This window comes from Streptomyces sp. NPDC051172 (genome assembly GCF_040682555.1).
Lineage (GTDB): Bacteria > Actinomycetota > Actinomycetes > Streptomycetales > Streptomycetaceae > Streptomyces.
Map to the genome: position 1 here is coordinate 36,152 of NZ_JBFBBE010000017.1, position 21,276 is coordinate 57,427.

The window sequence follows — 21,276 nt, forward strand, 5'->3', positions numbered from 1 at the left end:
TCAGTGCTGGGCGACGGGCCCCGAGCTCGCAAGTGCCTCCGACAGCTCCACCGCCACCTGCTGCAGCACCGGCACGATCTTGTCCGTCGCCGCCTCCGTGACCCGGCCCGCCGGGCCCGAGATCGAAATGGCGGCCGCGGTGGGGGAGTTCGGCACGGAGACGGCGAGGCAGCGCACCCCCATCTCCTGCTCGTTGTCGTCGACCGCGTAGCCGTCCCGGCGCACGTCCTCAAGGGCGGCCAGGAAGCCCTCCGGCGTGGTGATCGTCCTGTCCGTCGCGGCGGGCATGCCGGTACGGGAGAGCAGGGCGCGCACCTCGTCGTCCGGGGTGTTCGCGAGCAGCGCCTTGCCGACGCCCGTGGAGTGCGGGAGCACCCGGCGTCCGACCTCGGTGAACATCCGCATCGAGTGCTTGGACGGCACCTGGGCCACGTAGACGATCTCGTCGCCGTCGAGCAGTGCCATGTTCGCCGTCTCGCCGGTCTCCTCCACCAGGCGGGCCAGATAGGGGCGCGCCCAGGTGCCGAGCAGCCGGGCGGCGGACTCGCCGAGACGGATCAGGCGCGGCCCGAGCGCATACCGGCGGTTGGCCTGCTGGCGGACGTATCCGCAGGCAACGAGCGTGCGCATCAGCCGGTGAATGGTGGGCAGCGGCAGTCCGCTGCTCGCGGAGAGCTCGCTGAGCCCGACCTCGCCGCCCGCGTCCGCCATCCGTTCCAGCAGATCGAAGGCGCGCTCGAGGGACTGGACGCCACCGCCGTTGGACTTGGCGGCGGCGTCTACTGCGGGGGCGTCGCTGGCGCTGGACGTCGGCACGGCGCGTTCCTTTCGGGACCGGCGGGAAGGGCAGAAGCCTACCCGCCGGTCGGTTGACTCCCTGCTTGTGCATAGCTACGTTCTGCTTGTCGGAATTGTAATTCCGCTTTGTGGAAACGTCCAGAGTGGGCGCAGCGGATGCACTGTGGAGAAGTGTGCCCTTGACGGCGAGGAAGCGGGAGTGAAGACTCCTTCAACAGAAAGTTGAATTCCGTTACGTGGAAGTAAATCGCGGCGGCTGAGAGGGGTCCGGGTGTCCGACACAGAACTGGTGCTGCGCTCGACGCGCGTCATCACACCCGAGGGGACGCGTCCCGCCACGGTCACGGTCGCCGGCGGCAGGATCACGGCCGTGCTCCCGTACGAGGCCGCCGTGCCCGCGGGCGCCCGCCTGGAGGACTTCGGCGACGACGTCCTGCTGCCCGGCCTGGTCGACACGCACGTGCACGTCAACGACCCCGGCCGCACCGAGTGGGAGGGCTTCTGGACCGCCACCCGCGCGGCGGCGGCCGGCGGCATCACCACCCTCGTCGACATGCCGCTCAACTCCCTCCCGCCGACCACGACGGTCGACAACCTCCGTACGAAGCAGGACGTCGCCGCCGACAAGGCGCACATCGACGTCGGCTTCTGGGGCGGCGCCCTGCCCGACAACGTCAAGGACCTGCGCCCGCTGCACGAGTTGGGCGTCTTCGGCTTCAAGGCGTTCCTGTCGCCGTCCGGGGTGGACGAGTTCCCGCACCTCGACCACGACCAGCTGGCCCAGTCCCTGGCCGAGATCGCCTCCTTCGGCGGCCTGCTGATCGTGCACGCCGAGGATCCGCACCACCTGGACGCGGCCCCGCAGCACGGCGGCCCCAAGTACGCCGACTTCCTCGCCTCCCGCCCGCGCGACGCCGAGGACACAGCGATCGCCCAGCTCATCAGCCAGGCGAAACGGCTGGGCGCGCGCGTGCACGTCCTGCACCTGTCCTCGAGCGACGCGCTGCCGCTGATCGCCGAGGCGAAGGCCGAGGGCGTGCACATCACGGTCGAGACCTGCCCCCACTATCTGACGTTGACGGCCGAGGAAGTCCCGGACGGGGCAAGCGAGTTCAAGTGCTGCCCGCCCATTCGCGAGGCCGCCAACCAGGACCTGCTGTGGCAGGCGCTGGCGGACGGCACCATCGACTGCGTGGTCACCGACCACTCCCCGTCCACGGCCGACCTCAAGACGGACGACTTCGCGACCGCCTGGGGCGGCATCTCCGGCCTCCAGCTGAGCCTGGCGGCGGTGTGGACGGAGGCGCGCAGGCGCGGACACGGCCTGGAGGACGTGGTCCGCTGGATGTCCTCGCGCACGGCGGAACTGGTGGGCCTGGACAGCCGCAAGGGCGCCATCGAGGCCGGCCGCGACGCCGACTTCGCGGTCCTCGCACCCGACGAGACGTTCACCGTGGACCCGGCGGCCCTCCAGCACCGCAACCGCGTGACGGCGTACGCGGGCAAGACCCTGTACGGCGTCGTGAGGTCGACCTGGCTGCGCGGCGAACGCATCGTCGCGGACGGCGAGTTCACCGAGCCGAAGGGGCAGCTGCTCACCCGCGACCACTGAACGACCCTCCCGCACCCGCAGCGGCCGACCCCGAAAGGACGATCTGATCACCGTGACGGCGCAGCATCCATCCCGTTTGGCCAGTTTCACCGGCGACGCGAACCCGTACGGAGGCGGTGACCCGTACGCCGACTACCGCACCGCCGACTTCCCCTTCACCCAGTACGCCAACCTCGCCGACCGGCGCCTCGGGGCCGGCGTGATCGCCGCCAACGACGAGTTCTTCGCCCAGCGCGAGAACCTGCTGGTGCCCGAGCGGGCCGAGTTCGACCCCGAGCACTTCGGGCACAAGGGCAAGATCATGGACGGCTGGGAGACGCGTCGCCGCCGTGGCGCCTCGGCCGACCACCCGTGGCCCACGGCCGAGGACCACGACTGGGCGCTGGTCAGGCTGGGAGCCCCGGGCGTCGTACGGGGGATCGTGATCGACACGGCCCACTTCCGCGGCAACTACCCGCAGGCGGTCTCGGTCGAGGGCACCTCGGTACCCGGCTCCCCGTCCCCGGAGGAGCTCCTGGGCGACGACGTGAAGTGGACGGTCCTCGTCCCGCGCACCCCGGTGGGCGGCCACGCGGCGAATGGTTTCTCCGTCTCGGCCGAGCAGCGCTTCACGCACCTGCGGGTCAACCAGCACCCCGACGGCGGCATCGCGCGCCTGCGCGTGTACGGCGAGGTCGTCCCGGACCCGGAGTGGCTGGCGACCCTGGGCACCTTCGACGTCGTCGCGCTGGAGAACGGCGGCCAGGCCGAGGACGCCTCCAACCTCTTCTACTCCCCGGCCACGAACACCATCCAGCCGGGCCGCTCCCGCAAGATGGACGACGGCTGGGAGACGCGCCGCCGCCGCGACCAGGGCAACGACTGGATCCGCTACCGTCTGGCGGCCCAGTCCCAGATCCGTGCGATCGAGATCGACACGGCGTATCTGAAGGGGAACAGCGCGGGCTGGGCCTCGGTGTCGGTGCAGGACGGCGAGGACGGCGACTGGCGCGAGATCCTGCCGCGCACCCGCCTGCAGCCCGACACCAACCACCGCTTCGTCCTGCCGAACCCGGCGGTCGGCACCCACGCGCGCGTGGACATCTTCCCGGACGGCGGCATCTCGCGCCTGCGGCTGTACGGCTCCCTGACGGAAGCCGGTGCCACGGCGCTGGCGGCCCGTCACCAGGAACTGGGCGGCTGACACACGCTGGGGGCTCCGGCCCCGGACCCCCGCTCCGGATTCAACCCCTCCGGCGTTTGAGGAACGGGGGTCCGGGGGCCGGCCCCCGGGACGGGACGGGTAGGGGCGGCGGGCGCGAAAACCTTCGACGGCGTCACGCCGCGAACCCGCCGTCCACCGCGAACTCCGCCCCGGTGACGTACTCGGCTCCCGCCAGGTACGCCACCATCCCCGCCACCTCCTCCGCCGTCCCGTAGCGACCGATCGCAGTCATCGCGGCCTGATCCGCTGCATACGGCCCGTCCGCCGGATTCATATCGGTGTCGATCGGCCCGGGATGCACGATGTTCGCCGCGATCCCCCGCCCACCCAACTCCCGCGCGAGCGCCTTCGTCAGCCCCACCAGCGCCGCCTTGCTCGTGGCGTACAACGTCCCACCGGCCCCCGGCACCCGCTGAGTCATACACGTACCGATCGTGATGATCCGTCCCCCGGACGACATCCGCGCGGCCGCCGCCTGCGAGGTCAGAAACACCCCCCGGACGTTCACGGCGAGCACCCGGTCGACATCGGCGAGCGCCAGACCGTCCAACGGCCCCAGCACACCCACGCCCGCGTTGTTCACGAGCACGTCCAGCCCACCCAGCGCCTCGGTGGAGCGCTCCACCGCCCCCACCGCCTCCTCCGCATCCGCGGCATCCGCCCGCAGGGCCACCGCCCGCCGCCCGAGCGCCTCGATCCGCCGTACGACGTCCGCGGCCGCCTCCTTGCCGTTCACATACGTCACGGCCACGTCCGCACCGTCCCGGGCGAGCCGCAGCGCCGTCGCCGCACCGATGCCGCGGCTGCCGCCGGTGATCAGGGCCACCTTGCCGTCGAGAGTTCCGTAAGTCGTTGTCATGGGCCCATCCCAGCGCCGACTGCACCATGGTGCTGGCGGCGAACGGACACCGAGATCGAGTGTCGGGACGGGGTGACTGGACGGAGTGACCGGATCAAGTGGCCGGAACTCTTTCCTCCACCCTCGACGTTCCCCCCACGTGACACTTCAGCAAGAGATCGTCGGCAACGCCATGCAGATGGCGGTCGTCAACCTGAGCCCCGGCCAGACCGTCTACTGCGAGGCGGGGAAGTTCCTGTTCAAGACGACAAACGTGACCATGGAGACCCGCCTCTCCGGTCCGTCGAACAACGGCGGGCAGTCCCAGGGCGGCTCAGGCGGCGGCATGGGCGGCATGCTGCGCCAGGCCATGGGCACGGCCATGCAGGTCGGCCAGCGCATGCTCGCGGGCGAGTCGATGGCGTTCCAGTACTTCAGCGCGCAGGGCGGCGAGGGCACCGTCGGCTTCGCGGGCGTGCTCCCGGGCGAGATGCGCGCGCTGGAACTGGACGGCACACGCGCGTGGTTCGCCGAGAAGGACGCCTTCGTGGCCGCCGAGTCCACCGTCGACTTCGGCATCGCCTTCCAGGGCGGCCGCACCGGCATGAGCGGCGGCGAGGGCTTCGTCCTGGAGAAGTTCACCGGGTACGGCACGGTGATCATCGCGGGCGCCGGCAACTTCATCGACCTGAACCCGGCCGACTTCGGCGGCCGCATCGAGGTCGACACGGGCTGCGTCGTCGCCTTCGAGGAGGGCATCCAGTACGGCGTCCAGCGCGTCGGCGGCCTCAACCGCCAGGGCATCATGAACGCCGTCTTCGGCGGCGAGGGCCTGTCCCTGGCGACCCTGGAGGGCAACGGCCGGGTGATCCTGCAGTCCCTCACCATCGAGAGCCTGGCGAACGCCCTGAAGAAGGCCCAGGGCGGCGACAAGCAGGGCCCGACGGGCGGCCTGTTCTCCACCAACGCCGGATGACGGACGCCGGCGAGGTGCCGCAGGACCGACCGATGAGTTGCGGGCGCCGGTGGGGTCTGAGCTGATGACAGCAGACCCCACACCAGGAAGCAGGCACCCACCATGGGCAAGCTCGTCTCCACGATCTTCGTCACCCTCGACGGCGTCTACCAGGCCCCGGGCGGCCCGCAGGAGGACACCCGGGGCGGCTTCGAGCACGGCGGCTGGAGTTTCGTGTACGGCGACGAGGACTTCGGCCGGTTCGTCGGCGAGGTCTTCGAGCGCCCCGCCGCGTTCCTCCTCGGCCGCCGTACGTACGACATCTTCGCCGCGTACTGGCCGAAGGTGACCGACCCCGCCAACCGCATCGCCGCGCAGCTGAACGCGCTGCCGAAATACGTCCCGTCGGCCACCCTCGGCGACCCCGCCTGGTCCGGCACGACGGTGATCGGCGGCGACCTCGCCAAGGAGGTCACCGCCCTCAAGGAGCGCACCGACGGCGAGCTCCAGGTGCACGGCAGCGGCGCCCTCGTCCAGTCCCTGCTGGACCTCGGCCTCCTCGACACCGTCCACCTGCTGACGTTCCCGGTGGTGCTCGGCACCGGCCTCCGGCTCTTCAGGGAGGGCGCCGTACCGACCAAGTTCCGCCACACGGGCGGCCGTGTCACCGCCGCCGGGGTCTCCATCCAGTCGTACGACGTGGCCGGCCGGCCCGACTACGGCTCGTACGAGCTCCCGGAAAACGCCTAGCTAGAGCCTGTCGTTTGGGATCAGCCCGGCGTCGCGGGGTCTGGCACGCACATCTGCGGCGTTGTCGTCACTCGCCGACGCTTCGCGTCGACTCCCTCCTCCGCCTTGCAGCTGCACGCACCAGACCCCGCTCGGGGCAGCCGGGAAGCACCGTCAGCTATGGCCGACCTGATCCAAACGACAGGCCCTAGCCGGAGCTCAGCCGCGCCGGTACGGTGATCGCTCCCCGTGGGAGCCGCCGACGTCTCCGCACACCCGCCGGAGACCGGGAGAGCCGCCCCCCCCATGTCGTCGATCGCCGTACCGCGCCCGCTGGCGCCCCGCAGAGCCTGGCTCACCGATCTGCCCGTGCTGCTCGTCGCGGTCGTGTGGGGCGCGAGTTATCTCGCCGCCAAGGACATCACCACCGCCCGGACGGTGCTCACCGTCCTGGTGCTGCGCTTCGCGGTGGTCCTGCCGGTGCTCGCCGTCGTCGCGCGGCGCTCCCTGCGCGCCCTCACCGGCGCCCGGTGGCGCGGTGCCGCTCTGCTCGGGCTGATCCTCGGCGGGATCTTCCTGCTGGAGACGTACGGCGTCGTCCACACCTCGGCGACCAACGCCGGCCTCATCATCAGCCTCACCATGATCTTCACTCCGCTCGCCGAGGCCGCCGTCACGCGCGTCCGGCCCCCGCGGGCGTTCCTCGCGGCGGCCGGCCTCTCCGTGCTCGGCGTCGTCCTGCTCACCCAGGGCGGCGGCTTCACCCGCCCCTCCCTCGGTGACCTGCTGATGCTGCTCGCCGCCCTCGCCCGCACCGTGCACGTCCTCGCCATGTCGCGTATCAAGGCCGTCCGGGGCGCCGACGCGCTGTCGCTCACGACGGTCCAACTGGGCGCCGCCGTCGCGGTGTTCGCGGTCCTGTCCGTCGGCGCCGACGCCACGCCGTGGGACACGGCGGCCGGGTTCGGGGTGCGCGAGTGGGCCCGGCTGCTGTTCCTGTCCGTGTGCTGCACGCTGTTCGCGTTCTTCGTGCAGATGTGGGCCGTGCGCCGGACCTCCCCGTCGCGCGTCAGCCTGCTGCTCGGCACCGAGCCCCTGTGGGCCGCCGCGGCCGGCATCGCGCTCGGCGGGGAAAGGCTCGGGGCCCTCGGAGTGGCGGGCGGTGCGCTGGTTCTTGTGGGGACCGCGTGGGGGCGCAGGGCCGCAGGTTAACGCGCGGAAAACTCATCGGACTTGACGGGAAAATCCACGGACTTGACATTGACATGCCACTGTCTACGCGCGTCATCATGAGGTCATGACATCCCCCACACGCACCACTCGCATCGGCGCCGCAGCCGTCCTGCTGTCCGCCCTCCTCGTGGGCGGCGCCGTCACCGCCACCACCGCGGACGCCGCCGCCGACTCCGTCGGCAGCATCTGCTACAACTCCCTGCCCTCGCAGGCGCACGACACCCTCGACCTGATCAACCAGGGCGGGCCGTTCCCGTACTCGCAGGACGGCACCGTCTTCTCGAACCGTGAAGGCGTCCTGCCGAGCCAGTCCTCCGGGTACTACCACGAGTACACGGTCATCACTCCCGGCTCGTCCACGCGCGGCGCTCGCCGCATCGTGACCGGTGAGCAGAGCCAGGAGGACTACTACACCTCGGACCACTACGCCACGTTCAACCTGATCGACTTCGGCTGCTGAGCGACTTCCCCCGCTCGGTCGTTCCGAGGGAACGGTGCGCCGGAGGTCCGGTCGGCGCTCATCCGGACTTCCGGCTCTCCGCGGCGGCGAACAGCGCGAACGCCAGCACCACCAGGACGACGCTCGCGTAGACCCCGTAGCCGTCGAGGAAGCCGAGCCGTTGCACGAGGCCCACATGCCAGTGGGTGAACTCGTGCACCAGGCCCAGCACGCCCTGCACCAGGGCGATGAATCCGAGTACCTCCAGCAGCCGCTTCATGCTCCGACCCTCGCCCCGCGGACCCCCCACGGACATCGGCCGCGGGGCGAGTCGCGCCCGACGGAAGTCCACCGTCCGGCGGCGGCGCGCGCCGAAAGTCTCCAAGGGTGCGACTTTGGTCGTGGATCCTCCGTGTGGAGGGGTGACGGCGCGGCTCACTGCGTAGATTTGTCGACCGTGAGCGATGACAAGCCGACACCGGCCGCGGGGGTCATCGGCCGCAGATGGCTGTTCCCGTCGGCACTACTGAACGAGATCGACCCCGACGCCGGGCGGTCCGGGCGACCCCGGCGCACCGCGCGGGACTGGGTCGTCGACTTCACCTGCTTCCTGCTCGCCGTGGCCATCGGTCTGGCGGCCGCGGACACCCTGCACCACGACACGCACACCCCGCACGCCCTCGCCGTCGTCGACCAGCTGCTCGGTGCGCTGTCCTGCGCCGCGGTGTGGGCGCGCCGCCGCCGACCGCTCGCCCTCGCCGTCGCGATGATCCCCGTCGGCCTCCTGTCGAACACGGCGGGCGGCGCCGGCATGATCGCCGTCTTCACCCTCGCCGTGCACCGGCCCTTCCGGTACGTCGCCTGGATCGGTGGCATCTCCCTCGCGCTGATCCCGCCGTTCTTCTGGCTGCGCCCGGACCCCGACCTGCAGTACGCGGGGGCGGTCGCGTTCGCCGAGCTGCTCACCCTCACCGTCATCGGCTGGGGCATGTTCGTACGGTCCAAGCGCCAGCTCATGGTGAGCCTGCGCGACCGCGCCCGGCGTGCCGAGACGGAGGCGAAGCTGCGCGCCGAGCAGGCGCAGCGGCTCGCCCGCGAGGCCATCGCCCGCGAGATGCACGACGTCCTCGCGCACCGGCTGACCCTGCTGAGCGTGCACGCGGGCGCCCTGGAGTTCCGGCCCGACGCACCCCGGGAGGAGGTCGCGCGGGCGGCCGGCGTCATCCGCGAGAGTGCGCACGAGGCGCTCCAGGACCTGCGGGAGATCATCGGCGTGCTGCGGGCGGGCGAGCCCGACGACGCGGGCCGCCCGCAGCCGACGCTCGCCGCGCTGGACGGGCTGGTCGCCGAGTGCCGGGAGGCCGGCATGAAGGTCACCCTCGCAAGCCGCGTCACCGACCCCGCCGCCGTCCCGTCCTCCGTCGGCCGCACCGCGTACCGCATCGCCCAGGAGGCCCTCACCAACGCCCGCAAACACGCGCCCGGCACCGAGGTCACCGTCTCCGTCACCGGAGCCCCGGGCGAGGGCCTCGTCGTGGACGTACGCAATCCCGCCCCGGAGGGGGAGGTGCCCGCCGTGCCCGGCTCCGGACAGGGGCTGATCGGGCTGACGGAACGTGCCACCCTGACCGGCGGCCGGCTCGAGCACGGGCCGGAGCCCGACGGCGGGTTCCGGGTGCGGGCCTGGCTGCCCTGGGGATGACGCGACCCGGGCGCGGCGGCCCCGCCCACCGTGATTACGTAAGGCCCATGACTGCGATCAGACTGCTCCTCGTCGACGACGACCCCCTGGTGCGGGCCGGGCTGTCCCTGATGATGGGCGGCGCCGAGGACATCGAGATCGTCGGCGAGGCCGCCGACGGCGCCGAGGTCGAGGAACTCGTCGACCGCACCCGCCCGGACGTGGTCCTCATGGACATCCGGATGCCGTCGGTGGACGGCCTCACGGCCACCGAGCGGCTGCGGGACCGCAAGGACGCTCCGCAGGTCGTGGTCCTCACCACCTTCCACGCCGACGAACAGGTGCTGCGCGCCCTGCGCGCGGGTGCCGCCGGGTTCGTCCTCAAGGACACCCCGCCCGCCGAGATCGTCGATGCCGTGCGCCGGGTCGCGGTGGGCGATCCCGTGCTGTCGCCCACCGTCACGCGGCAGTTGATGGAGCACGCCGCGGGCTCCGGAGCCGACACCAGGCGCACGCACGCGCGCGTGCGCATCGACGGCCTCAACGACCGCGAACGCGAGGTCGCCGTCGCGGTCGGCCGCGGCCTGTCCAACGCGGAGATCGCCGCCACGCTCTTCATGAGTGTCGCCACGGTCAAGACCCATGTCTCCCGCATCCTGGCCAAGCTCGACCTCAACAACCGTGTGCAGATCGCCCTGTTGGCGTACGACGCGGGCCTTTTGGAGGAATCGGAGGGGACCGGGCACTGAGCGCTCCGCGGAATGCGCCGGTCGATCGTCTGCGTCGCCGTCGTGGCTTGTCGCGCTCCGCGGCGGAGCCGCAAACCGGTACGGGCCCGCGCTCCTTCAGGGCGCGGTCGAGCCGCTGCGGACTTCGCGCGACCACGCAGGATCTGTCCGGCGGACGGGCACTGATGCCGCCCGCCGTGCGTTGTCGAAGCACCGGGGGAAAACCGGCGCGGGACGGGGCAGGACGGGGAGAACATGGCGGACTTGATCGACCTGGGGGAGTTCGGCGACGGATTCCGCGACGATCCCCATTCCGTGTATGCGCGACTGCGCGAGCGCGGACCGGTGCACCGGGTCCGGCTGCCACCTCCCGACCAGCACCACGAGACGTGGCTCGTCGTCGGCCACGAGGAGGCGCGCACGGCGCTCGCCGACCCGCGGCTGGCCAAGGACGGCAGCAGGATCGGCATGGTGTTCCTCGACGAGGAGCTGATCGGGAAGCACCTGCTCGCTTCCGACCCGCCCCAGCACGCGCGCCTGCGGGGCCTGGTCTCGCGGGCCTTCACCATGCGCCGCGTGGAGGAACTGCGGCCCAGGATCCAGGAGATCACCGACGAACTGCTCGACGCGATGCTGCCGCACGACCGCGCCGACCTCGTGGACTCCTTGGCGTATCCGCTGCCGATCACCGTCATCTGTGAGCTGCTCGGCGTACCGGAGTTGGACCGTGGCGAGTTCCGCAAGATGTCGTCGGAGGCCGTTGCGCCGACCGACGCGGACCTCGAAAACAACGCGTTCGTGCGGCTCGCCGAGTACCTCACCGAACTGATCGAGGACAAGCGGCGGTCCGGACCGAGCGGCGACCTGCTCAGCGACCTGATCCGCACCACCGCCGAGGACGGCGACCGGCTCTCCCCGGGCGAACTGCGTGGCATGGCCTTCATCCTGCTCATCGCCGGGCACGAGACGACGGTCAACCTGATCAGTAACGCAGTCCACGCCCTGCTCACCCATCCCGACCAACTCACCGCCCTACGAGCCGACTTGAGCCTTGTCGACGGCGTGGTCGAGGAGACGCTGCGCTACGAGGGGCCGGTGGAGAACGCCACGTTCCGGTTCGCGGCCGAACCCCTGGAGATCGGCGGCACCCAGGTCGAGAAGGGCGACTTCGTCATGGTCGGCCTCTCCGCCGCCGACCGCGACGCACTGCGCTACCCCACCCCGGACCGCTTCGACATCCACCGCGACACCCGCGGCCACCTGGCCTTCGGCCACGGCATCCACTACTGCCTCGGTGCCCCCCTGGCACGCCTCGAAGCCCGCACAGCCATTCGCACCCTCCTGCAGCGCGCCCCCGGCCTGGCCCTCGACGGGCCACCCGGCGACTGGCTCCCCGGCATGCTGATGCGCGGGGTGCGCAGCCTGCCGGTGCGCTGGTAGCCGGGCTGCGCCACGGTAGGCGGCCCAAAATCTCGGCGGGCGCCACGTGTCTGTGTTCCCGTCGGGAGACCTGGCGCGCTTCGGCGGTCCGTGGTGCTTGCAGGGTCTTGCGGTGGTCGCGGGGGTTGGGCCGCCGGCCCTGGTCCGGCCGTGGGCGGGCCGCCCGTCGTGCTGATGTGCGGGGTGTGCTGGTGGCCGGGCCACGCGCCACGGCGGCTCACCTGAAGGCGGACTCGGCCCGGCCGGGAATCTCCGCGAGTGCCACCTGTCTGCGTTCCCGTCGGGAGACCTCGCAGGCCTCGGCGATCCGCAGGGCCTGCAGGGCCTCGCGGCCGTCGCAGGGGTTGGGCCGCCGGCCGAGGACCACCTCGACGAACGCGGCCAGCTCGGCCTCGTAGGCAGGCCCGAAGCGCTCCAGGAAGCCCGACCACGGCTTGTCCGCGGCCGGCGGGCCGGTCGGCTCCGTGGAGGCGATCGGCGTACGGTCGTCCAGGCCGACGACGATCTGGTCGAGCTCGCCGGCCAGCTCCATGCGGACGTCGTAGCCGGCGCCGTTCAGCCGCGTCGCCGTGGCCGTGGCGAGGGTGCCGTCGTCGAGCGTGAGCAGCGCGGCCCCCGTGTCCACGTCACCCGCCTCCCGGAACATCGGCGGCCCTGCGTCGGACCCGGCCGCGTACACCTCGACGACCTCGTGGCCCGTCACCCAGCGCAGCGCGTCGAAGTCGTGGATCAGAGCGTCCCGGTAGAGCCCGCCGGACAGCCGCAGCCACCCGGGCGCGGGAGGAACCTGGTCGGACGTCACCGCCCGAACGGTGTGCAGCCGCCCGAGCCGACCCGCGAGCACCGCGCTGCGTGCGCCCGTGTAGCCCGCGTCGAAGCGCCGCTGGAACCCCATCTGCAGAATCGTCCCGGCCGCCTCGACCTCGCCGATGGCATGCAGGGTGCCGGGCAGATCAAGTGCTATGGGCTTCTCGCAGAACACCGGGAGTCCCGAGCGTGCTGCCCGACCGATCAGTTCGGCGTGGGCCGACGTCGCCGTCGTGATCACCACGGCGTCCACGCCCCACTTGAAGATCTCGTCCACTCCCGGCGCCGCCGTCTCCCCGAGGCGGAGCGCGAGCTCCTGGGCCCGCGCCGGATCCACATCCGTGAGGATCAGCGACCCCACGTCGCGGTTGCGGCTGAGCGTGTTCGCATGAATGGTGCCGATGCGGCCCGTACCGATGACCCCGATGCGCATGAAAACAAAGTGAGGGTTCAGTGCGTACGCTGTCAATGCGTATGTCCGGACAATCGAACTACACAACTTCCCGTCAACAACTCGTGGAGCTACGCTCGGCCCGTGCCGAAACCAGAAGTGGACCCGACCGCGTCGCTCCAGCTCAGTGTGGACCGGAGCTCTCCGGTGCCGTTGTACTTCCAGCTGTCCCAGCAGCTCGAAGCGGCGATCGAGCACGGAGCGCTCACCCCCGGCAGCCTGCTGGGCAACGAGATCGAGCTGGCCGCCCGGCTCGGCCTGTCCCGGCCCACCGTCCGCCAGGCCATCCAGTCGCTCGTCGAGAAGGGCCTCCTGGTCCGCCGTCGCGGCGTGGGCACGCAGGTCGTGCACAGCCAGGTCAAGCGCCCCCTGGAGCTCTCCAGCCTCTACGACGACCTGGAGGCGGCCGGCCAGCGCCCCGCCACCAAGGTGCTCGTCAACACGGTCGTCCCGGCGACCGCCGAGGTCGCCGCGGCTCTCAACGTGGCCGAGGACAGCGACGTCCACCGCGTGGAGCGCCTGCGTCTCGCCCACGGTGAGCCCATGGCGTACCTGTGCAACTTCATCCCGCCGGGCCTGCTCGACCTGGACACCGCACAGCTGGAGGCCACCGGCCTGTACCGCATGATGCGCGCCGCCGGGATCACGCTGCACAGCGCCCGCCAGACGATCGGCGCCCGCGCCGCCACGGCCGCCGAGGCAGACCGCCTCGCCGAGACCGAGGGCGCCCCACTGCTCACCATGCAGCGCGTCACCTTCGACGACACGGGCCGAGCGGTCGAATACGGCACCCACACATACCGCCCGACGCGTTACTCCTTCGAGTTCCAGCTGCTCGTACGGTCCTGAGAATCTGCGAGGGCGGAACTCGGTTCGTCGCAATGTCAGGACAAACTCGCACCCGGCACACCTCGCACACCTGGCTGCGCTCCCCCGCACAGCACCCTTACCCACGGTGAGGCAGAATCGGGCCTTGATGAGCACCTACGGCAACTTCACCGCCCCCATAGGTTCCCGCCGTGCCCCCGCCCTGAGAACGGTAGGCACCCGGGAGCGCCGCTCCCACCTGACCGCACCCCGTGTGCCGACGGTGGGCATCGACATCGGCGGCACAAAAGTGATGGCGGGCGTCGTCGACGCCGACGGCAACATCCTGGAGAAGCTCCGCGCGGAGACCCCGGACAAGTCCAAGAGCCCCAAGGTCGTCGAGGACACCATCGTCGAACTGGTCCTGGACCTCTCCGACCGGCACGACGTGCACGCGGTGGGCATCGGCGCGGCCGGCTGGGTCGACGCCGACCGCAACCGCATCCTGTTCGCCCCCCACCTGTCCTGGCGCAACGAGCCGCTGCGCGACCGCCTCGCCGGCCGCCTGGCCGTACCGGTCCTGGTCGACAACGACGCGAACTCCGCCGCCTGGGCCGAGTGGCGCTTCGGCGCCGGCCGTGGCGAGGACCACCTCGTCATGATCACGCTGGGCACCGGCATCGGTGGAGCGATCCTGGAGGACGGCCAGGTCAAGCGCGGCAAGTACGGCGTCGCGGGTGAGTTCGGTCATATGCAGGTCGTGCCCGGCGGCCACCGCTGCCCGTGCGGCAACCGCGGCTGCTGGGAGCAGTACAGCTCGGGCAACGCGCTGGTCCGCGAGGCCAAGGAACTGGCCGCCGCCGACTCCCCGGTGGCGTACGGGATCATCGAGCACGTCAAGGGCAACATCGCCGACATCACCGGCCCGATGATCACCGAGCTGGCCCGCGAGGGCGACGCGATGTGCATCGAGCTGCTGCAGGACATCGGGCAGTGGCTCGGCGTCGGCATCGCGAACCTGGCGGCCGCCCTGGACCCGTCCTGCTTCGTGATCGGCGGTGGCGTCTCGGCCGCCGACGACCTGCTGATCGGGCCCGCCCGGGACGCCTTCAAGCGTCAGCTCACCGGCCGCGGCTACCGCCCCGAGGCCCGTATCGCGCGCGCCCAGCTCGGCCCCGAGGCCGGCATGGTGGGCGCCGCCGACCTCGCCCGCCTGGTGGCCCGCCGCTTCCGCCGCGCCAACCGACGCAGGGTCGAGCGGCACGAGCGCTACGAGCGGTACCTGGAGACCCGCCGCTCCGCCCGGGACAGCGCATGAACGCCTCGCTGCCGCGTCAGACCCTGCCCCCGCACGAGCCGCCCCGGCCGGCCGAGGACCGCCGGCACAAGATCCGCCGCAGGGCGCTCACCCTGCTCATCATCGTGCTGCTCATCGGCGTGCCGGCCGGCTATCTGGTGATCTCCGCCAACCAGAGCCGCGACAGCGGCAAGGACAAGGAGGCCAAGTACGCGGCGACCGGTCTGACCAAGGGCTGGCCGTCGCAGGTGCAGCGCCGCCTCTACCAGGTGCCGATGCCGCACCCCTCGGGCAAGGTCGCGAGCTACGAGACGAACAACTGGAAGACCAGTCGCCTCTACGTACAGTTCCAGACCCCCCTGCGCAACCTCGACGTCTTCCTCCACGACATGGGCGTCACCCGCGCCGATCTGAAGCGGGGCAACATCACCATCAGCGCCCGCGACCAGAAGATCACCGGCTGGAACTTCCACAGTCCGGGCCCCTGGTACGGCCTGGTCCACGAGCAGAAGGCACCCAAGCCCACCCAGTACGTCATGATGAGCCTCGGGAACAGGCGCAACCCGTTCTTCTACGTCGTCTCCCGCACGGTTCCGTGACGCGGTGGGCCGCGGCGCGGCCGCCGGAGCCGATTGTCAGACCCCGCCCGTAGAGTCGAAGACATCTGATCCGACTCACGGGACGGGAGGTGACAGGTCGTATGGGCGACACGGGTGCGGTGGCCGCGCGAGCGGGGGAGCGGGAGCAGGGCCCGGGGGAGCCCGTACCCGTCCGGCTTGCGGCCGTCTTCCTGCCCGCTCCGCTGCCGCGGGACGGCCGGATCGCCTTCTGGGACCCGGAGGGCGGCCCACTGACCGCCGGGGACACCGAGCTCACGGTCGTACGGCCGCACGGCGCGGGAGTACGGCGCAGGACCGCCCCCGCGCTCTCCCTCCCGGTCGGCGAGGCACTGCCCCACCTCGTCCGCGCCCGGCGCGACCCGGCCGCCCACCCCGCCACCGCCTGCTGGGGCGCAGCCGCACTGCACGCACTGCGGCTCATCGCGCGCGGACGCCTGCTGCCCGGCCTGACGCCCACCGGGCACGACGCCTGGCGGGCCGGTCCCCTGGACCCGGACGACATCGCGCACATCCGGTCGGTCGCCGCGGCCCTGCCGTACGAGGGCCATGCGGTCCCGCTGCCCGGACCGGGCCCGCTGCGGCTGCCCGAGCCGGAGGCGCTGATGCGCTCCTTCCTGGACGCGGTCGCCGACACCCTCCCGCGCACCCCCGCCGCACCGCACGCCTCGGGCAGGCCCTTCGCCGACCGCCGCCCGCAGCGCCTGCCCGAAGCCCACGACTGGGCAGCTGAGGTCGCCGCCGGCATGGACGCGGGCGTGCGGATCTCGCTCCGCCTCGACCTGTCGGCGTACGAGCTGTTCGACCGGGACGAGGGAGTGCGCACCGCGGGTGCCGCGATCGTCCAGGTGCACAGCCTCGCCGACCCCACGCTGATCGCCGACGCGGCGGCCCTGTGGGCGGGTGAGGCGGACGCGGCGTTCGGCCCGCGCGCACGCGTGGACGCGGCCCTCGCCGTGCGGCGCGCGGCCCGCATCTGGCCGCCGCTGGACCGGCTCTCCGAGCAGGACGTGCCCGACGTCCTGCCGCTGTACGACGAGGAGCTGGGCGAGCTGCTCGGGGTGGCGGCAACGAGGCTCGCGGCCGCCGGGGTCGCCGTGCACTGGCCCCGGGACCTCGCCCAGGACCTCAGCGCGGCCGCGGTGGTCCGGCCCGCGCCGGGCTCCGCGACCGACGGCACCGGATTCTTCGAGAGTGAGGAACTCCTGCAGTTCCGCTGGCAGTTGGCGATCGGCGGCGACCCGCTCAGCGAGGCCGAGATGGACGCCCTCGCCGAGGCCCACCGCCCGGTGGTGCGGCTGCGGGACCGCTGGGTCCTGGTCGACCCCGCCCTGGTCCGCAAGGCCCGCAAACGCGAACTGGGCCTGCTCGATCCGGTGGACGCGCTCTCGGTCGCGCTCAGCGGCAGTGCGGAGGTGGACGGCGAGACGGTCGAGGCGGTACCGGTCGGCGCCCTGGCGGCCCTGCGCGACCGTCTGACGGCCGGGGTGCGCCCCGCCGAACCGCCCCCGGAGCTGCGCGCCACCCTCCGCGACTACCAACTCCGGGGCCTGGCCTGGCTGGACCTCATGACCTCCCTCGGCCTGGGCGGCTGCCTCGCCGACGACATGGGGCTCGGCAAGACGATCACGCTCATCGCGCTGCACCTCAAGCGCGCCCGCCGCGAGCCGACCCTGGTCGTCTGCCCGGCCTCCCTGCTCGGCAACTGGCAGCGGGAGATCACCCGGTTCGCGCCCGCCGTCCCCGTCCGCCGCTTCCACGGCCCGGACCGCACCCTGGACGACCTGACCGACGGCTTCGTCCTCACCACCTACGGCACGATGCGGACGACGGCACCGCGACTGGCCGAGCAGCACTGGGGCATGGTCGTCGCGGACGAGGCGCAGCACGTCAAGAACCCGTACTCGGCGACGGCGAAGGCCCTGCGCACCATCCCGTCCCCGGCGCGGGTGGCGCTCACCGGCACACCCGTGGAGAACAACCTCTCCGAACTCTGGGCCCTGCTCGACTGGACGACACCCGGACTCCTCGGCCCCCTGAAATCCTTCCGCGCCCGGCACGCGCGCGCCGTGGAGAACGGCGAGGACGAGGAGGCGGTGACCCGCCTGGCCCGTCTGGTCCGACCCTTCCTGTTGCGCCGCAAGAAGTCGGATCCCGGCATCGTCCCGGAGCTGCCGCCCAAGACGGAGACCGACCATCCGGTGCCGCTCACCCGCGAACAGGCCGCCCTCTACGAGGCGGTGGTACGGGAGTCCATGCTGGCCATCGAGACCTCGGACGGGATCGCACGCCGGGGCCTGGTGCTCAAGCTGCTCGGCGCGCTGAAGCAGATCTGCAACCACCCCGCGCTGTATCTCAAGGAGGAGGCCGTCCAGGGCGAACGGCTGCTCGCGCGTTCCGGCAAACTCGCTCTCCTGGACGAGCTGTTGGACACGCTGCTTGCCGAGGACGGCTCGGCGCTCGTGTTCACCCAGTACGTGGGGATGGCCCGCCTGATCACCGCGCACCTGGCCTCCCGGGCGGTCCCGGTGGACCTGCTCCACGGCGGCACGCCGGTCCCGGAGCGCGAACGGATGGTGGACCGCTTCCAGAGCGGTTCGACCCCGGTCCTGGTGCTGTCGCTGAAGGCGGCCGGCACCGGCCTGAACCTGACCCGTGCGGGCCATGTCATCCACTTCGACCGCTGGTGGAACCCGGCGGTCGAGGAACAGGCCACCGACCGCGCCTATCGCATCGGCCAGACCCAGCCGGTCCAGGTCCACCGCCTCATCACGGAAGGCACGGTCGAGGACCGCATCGCCGAAATGCTGGAGTCCAAGCGGGCGTTGGCCGACGCGATCCTCGGCTCCGGCGAGTCGGCCCTCACCGAACTGTCCGACCGCGAACTCACCGACCTGGTCACCCTCCGGAGGCCGACATGACCCCGGGCCCGGCCGACGAGGCCCGCCGGGCACTGAGGGATGCACGGCAACGGGAGAAGCCCGGGCCCGGGGGACCGGGGCCGGGGAGGGCTGCGAGCCACGAACCGGCATCCGGGCAGGATGCGGACCAGGAGCCGACCCCGCGGCCCACGGCACAGGAGCCCCCGGGGCCGGAGCAGGCCCCGCAGAGCGGCGAGGCAAGGCCCGCCGACGCCGCCCGCGCGGCACTGCGCCGAGCGATCTCCGCCAGACGCGACGCGGACACCGCGGGCCGCACCACGGACGCCGAACCTGCCTCGGCGGAGTCGCTGTCGGGGGCCGCCGTAGCGGATACATCGGGGATGCCGTCCGATGAGAATGCGGATGGGCCTGCTGGGGCGGCGGTCTCGTCATGGCGGGGCGCCGGCGCTGGTGGTGGCGGGGTAACGGACGGGGCGGTGGCCGGCGCGGGGCGGAAGGGTTCGGGCGCTGACGGTTCGGGCGTGGGGCCGGGTGAGCATGTCGACGCGGGCGGGTCTGTCGGGGCTGCGGTCTCTGCACGGCGGGCCGCCGGCGGTGGTGGGGGTCGGGGCACGGACGCGGTGGTGTCCGGTGCCGGGGCCGGAGGCTCGGGCGCAGACGCCTCGGGCGTTGCCTCCGGTGCGGAAGCGGACGGGGATGGGCTCGCTCCGGCGGCAGGGCCGCCCCGGGCCGGCGTTGGCGGAGGTGCTCCAGGCCGCACCACGGACGGAGTCGCTCCCGGCCCTCCGCCTGACGACGCCGCGGCCGGGACGGCGCACAGGGACACACCAGGCGGTGACACGGCAGCGACCGCCGAGGGCCAGGGCGAGGCACCGAGTGAGGCGCCGAGGTCTGGGCTGCCGGGCGCCGGCGTGAGGTCTCAGGGCGGGGGAGCCGACCCTGCGGGTGCGGGGCCCCGCGCAGGTGCGCGGCCCGCTGATGTCGCGCGTGAGGCGTTGCGCGCCGCACGGGCGGAGATGCGTCAGGCCCGGGAGGATGCCGAGCGGGCCGCAGGAGAGCCCGGCCGTCGGTCGCGGCGGGCGGCGTCGGCGGGTGGCGGAAGTCGCGGCGGTGCGCCTCGTCGGGCTGCCGGTGTCCAGGCGCGGGATCTGAAGGAGTTGCTTGCCGACGCCTTCCCTGTGCCTGCCTCGGCGACCGGTCCGGCAGAGAGCCCGGACGACGACTCCCGTACGGGGGAGGGGAGTTCGAATCCGCGGACGCCCACGTCCAGTAAAGGCCCGCAGGCAGCCGCGTCCGCTGAGCACTTCGCCGAGGCCGAGGGCCCCGGCACCGCCGGCTCCACCCCGTCCCTCTTCCCCGGCGAATCCCCGACCGGCCCCACGGCCCACCGCCCCCACTCCATGGCCGCCCCCGGCCGCGACAGCGAACTGCGCCGTACCTTCCCCGCATTCCAGCCCCGCGCCGCCCGTTCCCCGGCCTCACCCGCCTCGCCGGCTTCTCCCGACGACTCCCGCTTCGCGGAGACGTGGTGGGGCAATGCCTGGGTCACCGCGCTGGAAGAGGGGGCGCTGGACGCCAAGCGGCTGGCGCGTGGCCGTCAGTACGCCGAGCAGGGACATGTGGACGCCATCACGGTGACGCCCGGACTCGTGCTCGCGTATGTGCAGGGCAGCCGTCCGCGCCCGTACCGCGTGCAGGTGCGGCTGCGCACGCTGGACGACGCGGACTGGGCGCGGTTCCTGGACGTCGCCGCCGAGCGGCCCGGGCACATCGCGGCGCTGCTCGACAAGGAGCTGCCCCAAAGCCTCGCCGACTGCGGTGTGCCGTTGCTGCCGGGTCCGGGCGACCTCGACCCGCACTGCAGCTGCCCCGATCGCGGCCACCCCTGCAAACATGCCGCCGCCCTCTGCTACCAGACGGCACGCCTCCTCGACGCCGACCCCTTCGTACTGCTCCTGCTGCGCGGCCGCGGGGAACGTGAGCTGCTGGACGCCCTCTCCCGCCTGAGCGCCACGCGCGCGGCCCGCGCCGCCCAGGAGCAGGAACCGGCCCCGCTCCCCGGCGTGCGCGCGACCGAAGCCGTCCTGCCCCGCCGACTACCGCCGCTTCCGGCCCCGTTGCCCGTCCCGCCGCACCCCGAGCAGCCCCCGGTCTACCCGGCGGCCCCGGGCGGCCCCGACCCCTTCGCACTGGACCAGCTGGCGACCGACGCCGCCACCCGTGCCCACGCGCTGCTCAGCACCGGCCGCGACCCGGTGGCGGAGCTGACGCTGTGGCAGGACGCCGTCCGGCTCGCCGCCGCCCGCCCCGGCTCCGGCCTCACCGCCGGCACCCGCGCGCTCTACGCCTCGCTCGCCTCGGCCGCCGGCCGCACGCCGGCCGAGCTGGCCCGAGCGGTCGCAGCCTGGCGGCAGGGCGGTGTCGAAGGCCTCGCCGTCCTGGAGGAACCCTGGGACCCGCCCGCCGGACGCTTCGACCGCGCCCGCCCCCTCCTCCTCGCCGCCGACCTCCCCGCCTTCAGACCCTGGCGCAACCACCTCACCCACCCCCGCGGCCACGTCCAGCTCCGTCTCGGCCGCGACGGCCTGTGGTACGCCTACGAGTCGGAGCCGGGCCAGGACGACTGGTGGCCCCGCGGCACCCCGGACCTCGACCCGGTCGGCGCTCTCACGGGCCTGGGCACACCGAACGACCTCTGAGCGCAGGCCGCAGCCGCAGTCGTCAACTGCCGTGACGACGCGACGTGCATGGCCCCGTG

Annotated in this window: 18 protein-coding genes; 14 read left to right on the top strand and 4 right to left on the bottom strand. The window is 72.5% G+C overall.

The features are described from left to right. Positions 1–816 (bottom strand): IclR family transcriptional regulator, encoded by an 816-nt coding sequence (locus tag AB0N07_RS13075; RefSeq protein WP_365834312.1) that lies wholly within the window; start codon positions 814–816, stop codon positions 1–3. Positions 817–1,069: 253 nt separating this feature from the next. Between AB0N07_RS13075 and allB the strand changes: the two genes are divergently transcribed. Both allB and alc read left to right on the top strand, forming a co-directional pair. Further along, positions 1,070–2,410, top strand: coding sequence for an allantoinase AllB (allB, locus tag AB0N07_RS13080; RefSeq protein ID WP_365834313.1), 1,341 nt, complete (start codon positions 1,070–1,072; stop codon positions 2,408–2,410). Between the two features lie 52 nt (positions 2,411–2,462). After that, a complete protein-coding gene (alc, locus tag AB0N07_RS13085) occupies positions 2,463–3,593 on the top strand; it encodes an allantoicase (protein ID WP_365834314.1) in 1,131 nt (376 codons plus the stop codon). Positions 3,594–3,726: 133 nt separating this feature from the next. Here the strand turns inward: alc and AB0N07_RS13090 are convergent, their stop codons facing one another. Next, positions 3,727–4,473: an SDR family oxidoreductase gene (locus AB0N07_RS13090; protein WP_365834315.1), complete on the bottom strand. Its 747-nt coding sequence runs from the start codon at positions 4,471–4,473 to the stop codon at positions 3,727–3,729. A 139-nt stretch (positions 4,474–4,612) separates the two neighbouring features. Here AB0N07_RS13090 and AB0N07_RS13095 point away from each other — a divergent pair, with 139 nt between their 5' ends. From AB0N07_RS13095 to AB0N07_RS13110, 4 genes are all read left to right on the top strand, one after another. Next, positions 4,613–5,428, top strand: coding sequence for an AIM24 family protein (locus AB0N07_RS13095; protein ID WP_365834316.1), 816 nt, complete (start codon positions 4,613–4,615; stop codon positions 5,426–5,428). A 102-nt stretch (positions 5,429–5,530) separates the two neighbouring features. Continuing rightward, complete coding sequence (locus tag AB0N07_RS13100; RefSeq protein ID WP_365834317.1) at positions 5,531–6,157, top strand: dihydrofolate reductase family protein; 627 nt, start codon at positions 5,531–5,533, stop codon at positions 6,155–6,157. Between the two features lie 285 nt (positions 6,158–6,442). Beyond that, entirely contained in the window at positions 6,443–7,348 is a 906-nt protein-coding gene (locus AB0N07_RS13105) for a DMT family transporter (protein ID WP_365834318.1), read from the top strand. Between the two features lie 85 nt (positions 7,349–7,433). Beyond that, positions 7,434–7,829: a ribonuclease domain-containing protein gene (locus AB0N07_RS13110; RefSeq protein ID WP_365834319.1), complete on the top strand. Its 396-nt coding sequence runs from the start codon at positions 7,434–7,436 to the stop codon at positions 7,827–7,829. Between the two features lie 58 nt (positions 7,830–7,887). Here the strand turns inward: AB0N07_RS13110 and AB0N07_RS13115 are convergent, their stop codons facing one another. Next, positions 7,888–8,088 carry a hypothetical protein gene (locus AB0N07_RS13115; protein WP_365834320.1) on the bottom strand — a complete coding sequence of 67 codons (201 nt, stop codon included), beginning with the start codon at positions 8,086–8,088 and terminating at the stop codon, positions 7,888–7,890. A gap of 177 nt (positions 8,089–8,265) precedes the next feature. Here AB0N07_RS13115 and AB0N07_RS13120 point away from each other — a divergent pair, with 177 nt between their 5' ends. From AB0N07_RS13120 to AB0N07_RS13130, 3 genes are all read left to right on the top strand, one after another. Further along, complete coding sequence (locus AB0N07_RS13120) at positions 8,266–9,510, top strand: histidine kinase (RefSeq protein WP_365834321.1); 1,245 nt, start codon at positions 8,266–8,268, stop codon at positions 9,508–9,510. Between the two features lie 47 nt (positions 9,511–9,557). Further along, the gene (locus tag AB0N07_RS13125) at positions 9,558–10,238 is read left to right on the top strand and encodes a response regulator transcription factor (RefSeq protein ID WP_365834322.1); all 681 of its coding nucleotides are present in this window, start codon (positions 9,558–9,560) and stop codon (positions 10,236–10,238) included. A gap of 234 nt (positions 10,239–10,472) precedes the next feature. Next, positions 10,473–11,657, top strand: a complete 1,185-nt coding sequence (locus AB0N07_RS13130) for a cytochrome P450 (protein ID WP_365834323.1) — start codon at positions 10,473–10,475, stop codon at positions 11,655–11,657. A gap of 217 nt (positions 11,658–11,874) precedes the next feature. Here AB0N07_RS13130 and AB0N07_RS13135 read toward each other — a convergent pair whose 3' ends face one another. After that, positions 11,875–12,897 carry a Gfo/Idh/MocA family oxidoreductase gene (locus tag AB0N07_RS13135; protein ID WP_365834324.1) on the bottom strand — a complete coding sequence of 341 codons (1,023 nt, stop codon included), beginning with the start codon at positions 12,895–12,897 and terminating at the stop codon, positions 11,875–11,877. A 117-nt stretch (positions 12,898–13,014) separates the two neighbouring features. Between AB0N07_RS13135 and AB0N07_RS13140 the strand changes: the two genes are divergently transcribed. From AB0N07_RS13140 to AB0N07_RS13160, 5 genes are all read left to right on the top strand, one after another. After that, a complete protein-coding gene (locus AB0N07_RS13140; RefSeq protein ID WP_365834385.1) occupies positions 13,015–13,764 on the top strand; it encodes a GntR family transcriptional regulator in 750 nt (249 codons plus the stop codon). Positions 13,765–13,891: 127 nt separating this feature from the next. Then, on the top strand, positions 13,892–15,040 hold the full coding sequence (locus AB0N07_RS13145; RefSeq protein WP_365834325.1) for an ROK family glucokinase: 1,149 nt from the start codon (positions 13,892–13,894) through the stop codon (positions 15,038–15,040). Further along, positions 15,037–15,618, top strand: coding sequence for a sugar kinase (locus AB0N07_RS13150; protein ID WP_365834326.1), 582 nt, complete (start codon positions 15,037–15,039; stop codon positions 15,616–15,618). Before AB0N07_RS13145 ends, AB0N07_RS13150 begins: the two co-directional genes overlap by 4 nt. A gap of 101 nt (positions 15,619–15,719) precedes the next feature. Then, the gene (locus AB0N07_RS13155) at positions 15,720–18,557 is read left to right on the top strand and encodes a DEAD/DEAH box helicase (RefSeq protein ID WP_365834327.1); all 2,838 of its coding nucleotides are present in this window, start codon (positions 15,720–15,722) and stop codon (positions 18,555–18,557) included. A gap of 341 nt (positions 18,558–18,898) precedes the next feature. Beyond that, positions 18,899–21,217 carry an SWIM zinc finger family protein gene (locus AB0N07_RS13160; protein WP_365834386.1) on the top strand — a complete coding sequence of 773 codons (2,319 nt, stop codon included), beginning with the start codon at positions 18,899–18,901 and terminating at the stop codon, positions 21,215–21,217. Positions 21,218–21,276: the final 59 nt, after the last annotated feature.